The sequence below is a fragment of the Dolichospermum sp. UHCC 0406 genome (assembly GCF_009712025.1).
GTDB classification, from domain to species: Bacteria; Cyanobacteriota; Cyanobacteriia; order Cyanobacteriales; family Nostocaceae; genus Dolichospermum; species Dolichospermum lemmermannii.
Window position 1 is genome coordinate 314,684 of the sequence record NZ_VILA01000010.1, and the last position, 12,810, is coordinate 327,493.

Consider the following 12,810-nt stretch of genomic DNA (forward strand, 5'->3'; position numbering starts at 1 on the left):
CTTAAAACTGTTTAATTGCAAATGACAGAGCAGGGAACTAGTGAAGCAGCGCGGTCTTGGGGGTTTCCCCCATGAGCGACTGCTGAACCCCGAAGGGGCTACGCATTCCGGGGTGTCGTGACTCAAATAACGGCTACCCTTCGACTATGCTCAGGGTGGTCTGGTCAGCACGGCTTGCTTGATTACTCTTGCAAGCCCAGTCCCTTTAGGGCTGGGTTACTGACAGTTTAATCCTAAATCTTACAAATGTAGAAACGAAGTTTTTGGGTACAACTTTTCCAGAGAAAATACTGCATCAATATTTTAATACACAGAGGCAACAGATTGATTTATAACTTAGATAATTACTAGCCTCTTTTTCGCGGAGGATGGCATTGCAGCGAAGTTAAGAGTCTGAGTTTACCATAAGTCCGATTATATTGGTAGCTTCCCGCAGTTAAACCAGGATGGGGGTTAACACAGTATTGTTTGCTATCAATAATAATTGTAATTATACCATGTCTATGTTGAAAACCATAGTTATTGAAAGTAGTGAAATTTCTGCGTAAAGCTTTGTTAAGATTGCAGCACCAATTCACGTTCAGAATTTCCCCATTGGTTACAAACCATTTATGGGTTATGAAGGCACAAATCAAATCACGGATTTAATCTACAATTCCTTCACTTTGGGAATGGAAGATCACCTTTTAGAAATCTTTGGTGGACACGATACAAAGGAAGTAATTACCAAAGGAATTTCTGCGGAGTCTGGTTTGAATTGGACAAAAGATGGACAAGCAGAATTGAATAAGATTCCTGGTTTTGTGCGCGGGAAAGTGAAGCGAAATACCGAAAAGTTTGCCCGTGAACGTGGGTTTAAGGATATCTCGGCTGAGGTTTTGTATGCAGCTAAGGAATCTGTAGGGGCGTAGGTTTGATGGTTGGTTGAGAAGATTAAGGGGTAAGGATTCATTGATTATCTTTAGCCCTTAATTTTGTTAATAAAAATACTTTCAGAATATCTATTTAAAATTTTTAAGCGGGCTTTAATAAAGTCATTGGACGAAACCAAACATCATAATAGTAGTGGATACCGTGTTCTCGTTTGCTGTGAATAATCCAAGATCCGTTTGAGACATTAATCTCATAAGTATGACTACCGTTCTTTCTTGCTTTGCTGATGTCTGTAGCTTTAGCGTGTGTTAGCTCTATTACTCTTTCTAGTTTGCAGTCTACTTCAACTGGAAATTTAGAACATCTCAGATTGAGTTCCGTTTGCTTGTTTTTCATATTGTTCACTCACAGTAAATTTTTTGATAAATTTGACTTACTATAGTTTTACACATACTTTTAGCTGTGTCAATCTCTAGTAAACAAAAAGTTTCTTTTGTTTACTACCAGGAAAAGAAATAGTATATAGTACATATATACTGTAAAATTATGCTAGAAAACCTATCTGCTAAGTTATGTCTACTAAAACCTTGGGTCAGAGACTACACCTAATTAGGAAAGAACAGAACCTATCCATGCGTTCAGTCGCTCGTATGGCAGAAATCTCTGTTGCATATCTTTCTAAGATTGAACATGATGAAGCCAACCCCACTGTTGATGTTTTAGAAAGGTTAGCAAAAGTATTGGGTTTAAGTTTGGAAGAGTTAACGGTTGATGTAGGTAGGGAGTCATCCCCCAAACAAGATCAACCTGAAAGCTTGCAAAACTTCATAAACGAATACAAAGATAAGTATACCGAACTAAATCAACAGGATTGGCAAAAAATGCTTTGTAATATTCGCCTCAGAGGGCAATACCCTGAAAATACAGAGGACTGGTTGATGATTTTTTTAGATATAAGGAGGGCGTTATATTAGAAATGTTACGTCGTTTTGAGATAGATGTATGATAGACAGAGACCCAGATTTAGAAGATATCAGGCGTGCTTTTTTGAAATATGTAGAGAGCTTTCATTCTAAACATGAATATACTTGTGATCCTGAAGCTCTTGCAAAGAGTCTTGGTATTCGAGTTCGCAAGGGAGACAGCAATCAAGCAATTAAGCACCCGACAACAGGTGAACGCTTAATTCTAATTGATGAAACTGTTGCGCCTAACCGATTTAAGTTTACTATCTGGCATGAATTGAGCCATCATCTTTTTGATATGGCTGAAATTGATAATATTCAAGCGGGTGAGCTTGCTGTATATCTTAGGGAACACACATTTCAAAATTTAGAGACTCGTCAAAAGATCGAAGATGATTTTTGTGATCAAGCCGCAGCAACTCTTTTGATACCAACACCAATACTGAAAAAAGTAAAAAATAAAAATGGTTATTCACCTCTTACAGTATTAGAGTTCATGGAACGTACAGGGGCTTCTGCTCAAGCTTCTTTGGCGAGACTTGTTTATTCTGAAAATACAAATGTTCATGGATTAGTGATAGACAAAACGGGTAGGATTCTCTACAGTATTGCTCACGGCGAAAAACGCAAAAAATATCCGGTTGGGTCGGGTTTTAAACTTGAGAGTAATCATCCTCTAATTACAGATAAATATAAACCTCTTGAAGAGGAACGTTTTGAGGCATATATACCATTTAAAGGAGGTAAAAGAAAGTGGAAAAGTAAAGTAGTTGCCGCCGCAAACTCTAATTGTAATAGGATTGTGGCTTTATTTTTAGATGCTTACCCACATCACTGCTCAAATGACGTAAAGCAACTTTCGCTGTTCTAGGAATTAAATACATTTTTTAGATTATCTTTGTCACTAGAAGAAACCGCCTCAGAATGAATTCTGAGGCTAATAGCAAAAGTCGTCTCAAGACGACTAAAATAATTAATCATTGAGTCCGTTTTAACGGACTTCGGCTATGAGTCTGGGAATTAATTCCCAGACGGGTTAGAAAGCTAACTGATAATATTAAAAAATATCAGCTACAGCATGAGGAAAAATCCCACCATGTCCAACCAAACAAACCTAACAGATGCTCGTAATAACCTAGCTGAAATCTGCGCTCAAGTAGTTGCAGATAGAGAAGTAATGATTATTACCCAACCTGATGGTGAAAACCTCCCCCCTATTGCTGTTGACGAATTAGAAAGTTGATTAGAAACAACTCATTTACTGCGCTCATCTCAAAATGCAGCGCGTCTTCTAACTGCTTTAGAAAGAGCAGAAACCAGAACTTTAAAACCGCAAAGTATCAACGAAATGTAAATATTGCATAATAAAATGAACCTTAGTGTAAATTTTAAGTTAGATAAATCAGATTTTTGTGAAAATTACTGAAAAATTAAACATTAAGTAACTTTAAAGACAGAAAGAAGTAGCAAATAATACGAATTATATTTAATTAAGACTAATATTGTAGACACAGAGGAGCGAAAATAAATGTTCAAAAAAGTAGTCATTATTGGGTGTTTAACCCTATTTCTGTTGGTAGGGTTATTAACAGGAAATGCCCTTGCAGAAGCCGCTGCTGCACCCCCTCCTAATTCAGGTGATACAGCATTTATGCTAATTTCATCAGCCTTAGTATTGCTAATGACACCGGGATTAGCCTTCTTTTATGGTGGGTTTGTGCGATCGCACAATATCCTCAACACATTGATGATGAGTTTTGTGTTGATGGGCATTGTCGGAGTCACCTGGATTCTCTGGGGTTATAGCCTTTCATTTGCACCAGGTAACTCCATCATCGGTGGTTGGAATTGGATACTTGGAAATGTGGGTTTAGAAACTCAAGGCTATTTACCCCACATGGGCTATGAAGATGCCCTCAAAGCCGCAGATCCAGCCTACGCTGATATGAATTCCTATGCTGGAACAATTCCCCATCAAGCATTCATGATCTATCAAGCCATGTTTGCAATTATTACCCCAGCCTTAATTTCAGGAGCGATCGCCGAACGGATGAGTTTCCGCGCCTATTGCCTATTTGTCCTGCTCTGGTCAACTTTCATCTACACACCCCTGGCACACATGGTTTGGGCAAAAGGAGGATTTTTAAGTTTATATGGCGGCATCGGCGCTCTAGACTTTGCTGGTGGGACAGTAGTGCATATTAGTTCTGGTGTGTCAGCATTGGTAGCAGCAATTGTTCTCGGCCCCAGAAAAAACTATCCAGATCGTCTTAGCCCTCCCCACAATGTCCCCTTTATTTTGTTAGGTGCTGGCTTACTTTGGTTTGGCTGGTTCGGTTTTAATGCTGGTAGCGCCTTATCCGCAGGAACAGTAGCTACAGTTGCCTTTGTTGCTACCAATACATCAGCCGCCGCTGGGGGATTAATGTGGTTAATTTTAGAAGCCACATTACGGGGAAAACCCACCGCAGTAGGCGCGGCCACAGGTGCGGTAGCTGGTTTAGTTGGGATCACCCCAGCCGCCGGATTTGTCACACCTCTAGGAGCAATTCTCATCGGTTTTATTACCGCCTTCTTCTGCTTCTATGCTGTCAGTTTCAAGCACAAATTGCGGATTGATGATGCCTTAGATACCTATTTCGTTCATGGTGTTGGTGGGACGATTGGCGCAATTTTAACAGCTATTTTGGCGACAACCGAAGTTAATAGCGGCGGTAAAGATGGGGTATTGCGTGGTAACTTCGGTGAATTATTTGTAGAATTAGGAGCGATCGCCCTAGCCTATATCATTGCGGCTGTCGGGACTTGGATCATTCTCAAAATTATTGCGGCTACAATTGGTTTACGAGTTCCGGATCAAACTGAAGATCAAGGTTTGGATATTAACGAACACGGAGAAGAAGGTTATAACTCCGAGTTTGCAGATCGAATTTCTAACAAATGGATATAGATAATGTAGAGACGTTATAGGTAACGTCTCTACATTCAGAAATAAACCGCATTTTCCCAAAGAAACTAGATTCTGAGCCGTTAATCCTATAATCTTGATCTCAATTACCAATTAGAAAACTCCACCAGAAATTTTGGCAGATTTTTTATTTGTGTATCTCTCTTACCAGATTTACAATGAAGTTTAATATTGGTCATTTTTATCAGTCGTGTTTAACCGTGTAAAAACCTTTCCTGCTTGGGGATTCTTGTCACTGTTAACTAACCTTATCCTAATGTTAGCGGTCATTTTATTGATTTGGCGACAGCAAAAAATAACCCCTGTGGTAGCAACGACAGCTATCCCAAATCCCCCAGAACCAGTTAACCTTAACTGGAAAAATCAATATGTACCACCAGAGTTAGGCTCCCGTCATCAACTCAGTTATCCCCAATGGTTGGATATGCTCAAGCAAGAAGCTAAAATAACCGCTGACAAAAATCCCCAACGGTTAACCATACTAGCGGGAGATTCTCTGAGTTTATGGTTTCCACCAGAATTATTACCGGAAGATAGAAATTGGCTAAATCAAGGAATTTCCGGGGAAGTTAGCAATGGACTGTTACAAAGATTAGATTTCTTTGACCGCACCCAACCAGATATGATTTTGGTGATGGTAGGTATTAATGATCTAATTCGCGGGCTAGAGGATCAGGAAATTCTCACTAATTATCGCCAAATTATCAGCTATCTACGCAGAAAACACCCCCAAGCAGAAATTGTCATTCAGTCAATTTTGCCACATGGTGCGGGGGGGACAACTTGGGAAGGAAAAGAAAAACTCCTAGCTATTCCCAATTCTCGAATTCGCAAATTAAATCAGGAACTGAATAACATCGCTACTAAAAAAGGCGCGAGATATCTCAATTTACATCCCCTATTCACCGATCAACAAGGTAATCTTCGTTCAAATTTTACCACCGACGGTTTACATCTGAGTCCCCCTGGTTATCTAGTTTGGCGGACTGCTTTGCAAATGTATACTAACCAACAACTAACACCCCAACTTCCTCAACCACAAAAGGTACAGTCAACAAATAGGATATAAATCCAAAATTTCTATCTAAATCGGCTCCAAGCGCGAGAAAATCAAAAATAGTAATTATTAGTGGTCAATCTCAAATGGATACAAAAGCTTTTAAACGCAGCCTCCAACATTCAGCCAATTATAATCGTAAGGGCTTTGGTCATCAGGCGGAAGTAGCCACTCAGTTACAGTCTGAGTTTCAAAGTAACTTAATTCAGGAAATCCGCAATTCTAACTACACTCTCAACCGTGGTGATGTCACAATCCAACTAGCCCAAGCATTTGGCTTTTGTTGGGGTGTAGAAAGGGCTGTAGCCATGGCCTATGAAACCCGTCAGCATTTCCCGACAGAACACATTTGGATTACTAACGAAATTATTCACAATCCATCTGTGAATAAACGAATGCAGGAAATGCAGGTAGAATTTATTCCCGTTATTGATCAAGTAAAAGACTTTTCTGTTGTTGGTAGCGGTGATGTGGTGATTTTACCAGCTTTTGGTGCCAGTGTTCAAGAAATGCAAATTCTCAATGATAAAGGTTGTCAAATTGTTGATACTACCTGTCCTTGGGTTTCTAAAGTTTGGAACACTGTCGAAAAGCACAAAAAAGGTGATTACACTTCAATTATTCACGGAAAATACAAGCACGAAGAAACCGTTGCGACCAGTTCTTTTGCTGGGAAATATTTGATTGTTTTAAATTTACAAGAAGCAGAATATGTCATTAACTATATTCTCAATGGTGGCAATCGTCAGGAATTTTTAGCTAAGTTTGCTAAAGCTTGTTCTGCGGGATTTGATCCTGATCAAGATTTAGAACGGGTAGGTATTGCTAACCAAACAACCATGCTCAAAGATGAAACCGAAAAAATCGGGAAAATGCTAGAGCGAACCATGATGCAGAAATATGGACCAGCAGAGTTAAATCAGCATTTTCAAAATTTCAATACTATCTGTGATGCTACTCAAGAACGTCAAGATGCTATGCTGGAATTAGTGGAAGAAAAGGTAGATTTAATGATAGTTATTGGGGGGTTTAATTCATCAAATACTACCCAATTACAACAAATTGCTTTTGATCGGGATATTCCTTCCTATCACATTGATTGTGTGGAACGGATTCAATCAATTAATAACATTGAACATCGGCAATTAACAGGAGAATTGGCAATTACAGAAAACTGGCTTCCAGTAGGGAAAATTAAAGTTGGGGTTACTTCTGGCGCTTCGACACCGGATCAGGTAGTTGAAGATATAATTGAGAAAATTTTTGCCCTCAAAGCCACAGCCACTTTAGTTTGACAATACCTTAGCTAAAGTAAAAAAAGCCTGAATTCGGAGGTTGGGTTTGGCTTGGCTTAACCCAAACTCCCAAAAAATGGCGAATAATTGAAGGAATCTACAAAAATGTCTGGTAATACGTCTTTTGATCAACTCCAACCTGCAAATCAACAACAAGCTACCGTCTATTTACCTTATATTCAGGGTAGTAAGCGAAATTTATTACCCTATGCCATCAGTCTTTATAAAACACGTGAGTTGGAGGGACAGCGTAAAATTGAGGGTGGTAAGAATATTTCTTTTGTTGCGACTTGGAATGATGCCACTTTACCTTTAGATTCAACCATTTGCCGAATCCAGTTTGACACTAACTCTGAACTAACTTATGAAGTAATGATGCCAAGTTTTGAATTTATTAGTTTTTTAATTGAACTAATGGAAAACTCTAAGCGAAATAGCATCAGCGATTTTCCTACATCTTTTTACCGCAAACTTTTACACTTAGACGATTAAAGCAGAAATAGATATAGTCAGGGGTATACCTACGCATACCCCCATTTTCAAAATTCAAAACTAACTAAGAAATATCTTTCAACTCAGCGGTACGAACCGAAAGCATCTGTGTCTGATTACCTCTTTGCACTTTCACTTGCAACGCTTGACCAAGGGTACTGTCTTCTACTACGCCTTGCAACTGTTCAGCACTAGTAATAGGGTTATTGTTAATTTGCAAAATCACATCTCCGCGACGGATACCCGCAGTTGCAGCCGGAGAATTAGGAACAACCCGCATGACTAAAACACCCGCGACTTCAGGAATTGCAAACATGGAATTAGGATCATTGTTATTTTGTTTTGCTAATTCCGGTGTTAGTGTCACCATTTGCACACCTAAGTAGGGATGAGCAACTTTGCCATCACGTTGCAATTGAGCAGCGATTACTTTAGCTTTATCAATAGGAATTGCAAAGCCAATCCCCATCGCATCGGCGCGAATTGCAGTATTAATGCCAATCACTTCTCCCAAACCATTTAATAATGGTCCACCGGAGTTACCGGGGTTAATAGCTGCGTCAGTTTGAATGAAGTCTAACCGTTTATCACTGATTCCTACTTGAGTGCTGGAACGTTTGAGGGTGCTGACAATCCCCAAGGTGACGGTATTATCAAATCCTAGCGGATTACCCACAGCGATCGCCCAATCTCCTACCTGAACATGATCAGAATTACCTAAATCTGCAACAGGTAAAGCCTTACCAGCATTAATCTTAACTACAGCCAAATCTGTAACTTCATCAATGCCTTGAACTTTACCTTTAAAGGTGCGACCATCTTTCAGACGGACTGTGACTTTATCAGCCTTATCAACTACGTGAGCATTGGTGAGAATTACGCCACTTTTATCAATAATAAAACCAGAACCTAAACCCCGTAACTGTTCAGTCGGTGATTGTTGGGGAAAGCTATCACCAAAAAACCGCCGAAAAAACGGATCTTCCATCATCGGATCATTTCGGCGCGTAATCGTTCTTTCTGTATCAATTCTCACCACTGCTGAACCTACCCGATTGACCGCTGCTGTCACAAAACTATGACTACCAATCACAGCCGTAGCGGGAGAAGGCTTTTGAGCAATTTTCGTCAATGACTCAGTGACAGGATTCGGACCCGGTTCTGCGGCTGAAGGTAATACCCGCAGGGAGGTGAAAGTCAACATCACTCCTATAAAAATCGCTAAAATATGGGTACTGAGTTTTCGGATAGACCGGGACATTTGGGACAATCGCATAATCACAACCTAATCTACAAGTCTAATTTTTGCTGTTTCTTGATAAATCTATCTACACCTATTTTTACAGATTCAGATCAGAATTCTGGTTTATTGACATTTTCGCTCATTTAAAGTTTCTTTGATTTCACGGAATCTTGGCTCAAAGTGCAGGATATTTTTTCATCTTCCCCCGCGCTCTCTGGGCTAAAATATTAATTAAAGCCAAAATGGCTAAAAAATATGCAGAGAATACCCATGAATGGAGCAAACCCAGTAACTAACGAATCTTTACCTACATCAGATCACAACCATCCAGATCATACACACAATCAGGCTGATTCTGTTCATCCTCATGTCCACAGTGAAGAGTCATTACGGCGGATTGTTAACCGACTATCGCGCATAGAAGGTCACGTTCGCGGAATTAAAACAATGGTACAGCAAAATACCCCTTGTCCTGATGTATTATTACAAATTGCTGCTGTGCGTGGGGCATTAGATAAAGTAGCCAGAATTGTCCTAGATGAACATTTAACTGAGTGTATCGGTAGAGCCGCCCAAAAGGGGAATATAGAATTAGAGATTGAACAATTAAAAGCTGCTTTAGATAGATTTTTACCTTGATTATCCATAAATATCAATTTCACTATTATTTAAATCATCAACCAAACAAACCAATAATTCTGTTTTTACATGGGTTCATGGGTAATATTCATGAATTTGATCAAGTTATAAAATTACTATTTGCTGATTTTTCCTATCTGACCATTGATTTACCTGGGCATGGCAAAACTCAAGTTTTAGACGATGAATGCTATCCTATGGCATCTACAGCCGCAGCTATTATTCAATTATTAGATGAATTAAAAATTGACCAATGTTATTTAATTGGTTACTCAATGGGAGGAAGATTGGCTTTATATTTGACTTTGCATTTTCCCCATAGGTTTATTAAAGTCATTTTAGAATCTGCTTCTCCAGGTTTAGCAACAGAAACCGCAAGATTAGCCAGAATTAAAGGTGATACTCAAATAGCCAGAAAACTATCTAGAATCATCAATCAAGATGATTTTTATAACTTTCTCAATAATTGGTATCAACAGCCAATTTTTGGTGATATCAAAAATCATCCTCAATACCAATCTATGATATCCAGTAGATTAACAAATCATCCTTTAAACCTAGTCAAGTCATTACAGTTTATGGGAACAGGTTCTCAACCAAGTTTATGGGAATTGCTAACTAAAAATACTATTCCTCTATTATTATTAGTTGGTGAGAAAGACGAAAAATTTGTTGATATTAATATCGCTATGACTGAAAAATGCAACTTGGCTAAATTACAAATAATTCCTCAAGTCGGACATAATATTCATCTAGAAAACACTGTAGCATTTGTGCAAAATATTCGTGATTTTTTATTTTTTTAATTTTGATTCCTCTATTTTTAAATTATATCCCATAGCAAAACAATCTCTAGGGTGAGATTGCTTTTTTGTAAATATTCAAGTGCAAAATTATGGTTGTATTTTCATGGTAATTATCTGGGCATATTATTACTGTAATTATTAAAGATTGGTGGAGATTGGGGAACGATAATTATTGGGTTATAGATGAATGGTGCAGCAGGTGAAGATGATGGACTATATTGCGTAGGTGAATAAGATTGTGTGGGAGGATAGGGAGGATAGTTATTAGGCATGGGAGAGGACGGATAGGGATTGGAATAGTTAGGATTACTCGGATAGTTGTTTTCTGGATGTTGGGAAGGTGAAGGCGGATTAGTGGGAGTTTTTGATGATGAAAACATACCCTGAACTAATTGATTTGCAAAGTTTTCTAGCAAAGGCTTCATATCAACGGCTGAAGCTTTTTGTGAATTAAAAAAAACTGTAGACAATGTAATAATAATGGCAGTTGCAACTTTAAGTTTCATGGTTATTTTCCCTGGATTTGATGATCAAAAGTGTCTGGAATGATTTGTATTAATTAGGAGAAGGTAAGATGTTTGTACCCTCTCCTATGGAAAGTTAATCAATTAGTTCTTTATCTGAAATTTCCATCATCGTAGATTCGGCACTTTCCAGGCTCAATTCTACCCAAGTCAACAATACCGCCAAGGTCAATTGTTTTACCTCTGCTATGATTGACATGAATTGTAAATTTGATTGGTGAATCTACAAGAGAACTCAAGGGAAAGGTCATAGGTCTAGTGTCATAAAACCTTCTGTCACCCTGCCAAGGCATAACGTTAAATCTCGTATCAGGAATACCGATAGGTCTCCAGTTTTCTCCAGTTATATAGCCAAAGGTTTGTCCCCACAAATTCACCCCATAACCATATCTTGAGTAAATTTTAAACTCTACACTAGAGACTCTTGAAGAACGACTAGTAGCCTCAGCAACGACTCTAGCTCGTAATGCGCCAGAAGTATTACAAAATTCTGCATATTTGATTTCTCCAGCAATACCATCACGCTCTTGATAGTTTTGTGAAGCCTGGACGGGGAAGGAGGATGTAGCCAAGGAGGCTAACATAGCTACAAAGACAGGAATTTTTTTCAGGTTGTTCATAACATTAATTGATGTGTAATTTGAAAACTTTTTTAGTCTGTAATGTTCAAATAATTGAATTACTGACTATTAATCAGATATTGAAAAAGGTTTGAGAAAGAAGCTTGCTAAATCTGCTTTGCTTGTTTCTTGATAACCAAGCTACCAAAGATTTTTTGATTGGTAAAGTATTTATTAATATCAGGTTTTCAATTTTAATAACAGCAAATAACAAATAATAATAAATAGCCAGAAATGACAGGAAATAACAATATATGAAAAGTAATAATAAGAAATAACAAAATCTAGGGATATGGTTTAAATGATGTAGGGGTTTAGCAATGCTAAACCCCTACCCGTTAAGGATTACACAAAAATATCAAGATAACAATTAGAGATTTTTCAGAGGTATTGACAGTGTAATTAATTTACCCTAGAATGCTTGTATAATAAAAATTGAGGAAATAAAATGCTGCAAGATAAATTTTTAGAACAGATTAAACAACAGCTATATCCAAGAAGAAGAGAAACTTACCAGGAACTCTGTTTTCCTTTGCGTTGGCATCCCCAAAATGTCACACAATCTCAGGGATTTATTGAAGAACAAATGAGAAAACAACTCAATGGGAATATTGAGGGTATTAGTCAAATTATTAGTAGGGTTGCTTATCAGATATGGGAAATATTTCAGGAAGAAATGACTGCTGATGGTTTTAAATTAGAAAGAACAAATCAACAGGGACAACCTAGAAATGAAAATCAATCTCCTTATCGTGTCACCTATAGATGGTTATGGGAGAAAAAGTTTCCCCGTATGGCTTGGGAGTTGGCTAAAGAAGTGGCTGAACCTGTAAAAGATGAATTGGAGATGAAATCTTATGAAATACCTATAATTGAATTGTATCAATTTTATGAAAAAGATAAACGCATGATCACCAAACATATTCCTAGAGAGGAAACTTTACAAAAGGAAAAAGACTATAGATTAATACTGAATTTACCCCATACAGGTTATTTATTATTGATTAATGAAAGTGCTAATGGTGATAAATTCTTAATTTCTCCTTCTAAAGCCTTTTCTCAAATTCCTTCTTGTCGTCTATCTCAACCGCTTTTTTTCCCACCTGATAATGATACACACCGCGCTCCTTTAGCTTTTGGAACTCAAAAAGAGTTGTTTTTGGCGATTGTAACGGATAAGGAGATTAAATTATCTTGGATAAATGAAGATTATTGTAATGAGGATGTGGATTTGGATGAACAGGGTTTATTTGAGATTTTTCAAGAGGTAGGTAAGTTGTCTAATTGTCAGGTATTTCAGCGAACTTTCAGGGTAAGTTAAATTTGAA

At 38.0% G+C, this 12,810-nt stretch carries 14 protein-coding genes and 1 pseudogene; 11 read left to right on the forward strand and 4 right to left on the reverse strand.

The features are described 5' to 3' along the window. Positions 1-560: 560 nt before the first annotated feature. Positions 561-911 (forward strand): annotated as a pseudogene (locus tag FJR09_RS10310) (ferredoxin:protochlorophyllide reductase (ATP-dependent) subunit B); the annotation flags it as partial. Positions 912-1,014: 103 nt separating this feature from the next. Here FJR09_RS10310 and FJR09_RS24665 read toward each other — a convergent pair. Beyond that, positions 1,015-1,269 carry a hypothetical protein gene (locus FJR09_RS24665; protein WP_041457809.1) on the reverse strand — a complete coding sequence of 85 codons (255 nt, stop codon included), beginning with the start codon at positions 1,267-1,269 and terminating at the stop codon, positions 1,015-1,017. Positions 1,270-1,445: 176 nt separating this feature from the next. Between FJR09_RS24665 and FJR09_RS10315 the strand changes: the two genes are divergently transcribed. From FJR09_RS10315 to ebsA, 7 genes are all read left to right on the forward strand, one after another. Beyond that, positions 1,446-1,847, forward strand: coding sequence for a helix-turn-helix domain-containing protein (locus FJR09_RS10315; protein WP_041457810.1), 402 nt, complete (start codon positions 1,446-1,448; stop codon positions 1,845-1,847). Positions 1,848-1,875: 28 nt separating this feature from the next. Further along, the gene (locus FJR09_RS10320; RefSeq protein WP_168653504.1) at positions 1,876-2,709 is read left to right on the forward strand and encodes an ImmA/IrrE family metallo-endopeptidase; all 834 of its coding nucleotides are present in this window, start codon (positions 1,876-1,878) and stop codon (positions 2,707-2,709) included. Positions 2,710-2,934: 225 nt separating this feature from the next. Further along, complete coding sequence (locus FJR09_RS25140) at positions 2,935-3,081, forward strand: type II toxin-antitoxin system Phd/YefM family antitoxin (protein ID WP_235081971.1); 147 nt, start codon at positions 2,935-2,937, stop codon at positions 3,079-3,081. 285 nt (positions 3,082-3,366) lie between these two features. Next, positions 3,367-4,788, forward strand: a complete 1,422-nt coding sequence (locus FJR09_RS10330; protein ID WP_168653505.1) for an ammonium transporter — start codon at positions 3,367-3,369, stop codon at positions 4,786-4,788. Between the two features lie 274 nt (positions 4,789-5,062). Beyond that, entirely contained in the window at positions 5,063-5,875 is an 813-nt protein-coding gene (locus FJR09_RS10335; RefSeq protein ID WP_168653506.1) for an SGNH/GDSL hydrolase family protein, read from the forward strand. A gap of 74 nt (positions 5,876-5,949) precedes the next feature. Then, positions 5,950-7,158 carry a 4-hydroxy-3-methylbut-2-enyl diphosphate reductase gene (locus tag FJR09_RS10340; RefSeq protein ID WP_015079440.1) on the forward strand — a complete coding sequence of 403 codons (1,209 nt, stop codon included), beginning with the start codon at positions 5,950-5,952 and terminating at the stop codon, positions 7,156-7,158. Between the two features lie 105 nt (positions 7,159-7,263). Next, a complete protein-coding gene (gene ebsA / locus FJR09_RS10345; RefSeq protein WP_015079441.1) occupies positions 7,264-7,650 on the forward strand; it encodes a type IV pilus biogenesis protein EbsA in 387 nt (128 codons plus the stop codon). A gap of 64 nt (positions 7,651-7,714) precedes the next feature. Here the strand turns inward: ebsA and FJR09_RS10350 are convergent, their stop codons facing one another. Continuing rightward, positions 7,715-8,926, reverse strand: coding sequence for an HhoA/HhoB/HtrA family serine endopeptidase (locus tag FJR09_RS10350; protein WP_168651884.1), 1,212 nt, complete (start codon positions 8,924-8,926; stop codon positions 7,715-7,717). Between the two features lie 237 nt (positions 8,927-9,163). Here FJR09_RS10350 and FJR09_RS10355 point away from each other — a divergent pair, with 237 nt between their 5' ends. Together FJR09_RS10355 and menH are read left to right on the forward strand one after the other, a co-directional pair. After that, entirely contained in the window at positions 9,164-9,532 is a 369-nt protein-coding gene (locus tag FJR09_RS10355; protein ID WP_015079443.1) for a metal-sensitive transcriptional regulator, read from the forward strand. After that, positions 9,529-10,338 (forward strand): 2-succinyl-6-hydroxy-2,4-cyclohexadiene-1-carboxylate synthase, encoded by an 810-nt coding sequence (gene menH / locus FJR09_RS10360; RefSeq protein ID WP_168654070.1) that lies wholly within the window; start codon positions 9,529-9,531, stop codon positions 10,336-10,338. Before FJR09_RS10355 ends, menH begins: the two co-directional genes overlap by 4 nt. A 110-nt stretch (positions 10,339-10,448) precedes the next feature. Here menH and FJR09_RS10365 read toward each other — a convergent pair whose 3' ends face one another. Both FJR09_RS10365 and FJR09_RS10370 read right to left on the reverse strand, forming a co-directional pair. Then, positions 10,449-10,844 carry a hypothetical protein gene (locus FJR09_RS10365; RefSeq protein WP_168632469.1) on the reverse strand — a complete coding sequence of 132 codons (396 nt, stop codon included), beginning with the start codon at positions 10,842-10,844 and terminating at the stop codon, positions 10,449-10,451. 110 nt (positions 10,845-10,954) lie between these two features. Further along, entirely contained in the window at positions 10,955-11,482 is a 528-nt protein-coding gene (locus FJR09_RS10370; protein WP_168652863.1) for a hypothetical protein, read from the reverse strand. A 448-nt stretch (positions 11,483-11,930) separates the two neighbouring features. On the opposite strand from FJR09_RS10370, the gene FJR09_RS10375 reads away from it, so the two are divergent. Continuing rightward, the gene (locus tag FJR09_RS10375) at positions 11,931-12,803 is read left to right on the forward strand and encodes a hypothetical protein (protein ID WP_168652864.1); all 873 of its coding nucleotides are present in this window, start codon (positions 11,931-11,933) and stop codon (positions 12,801-12,803) included. The last annotated feature ends 7 nt before the right edge of the window (positions 12,804-12,810 follow it).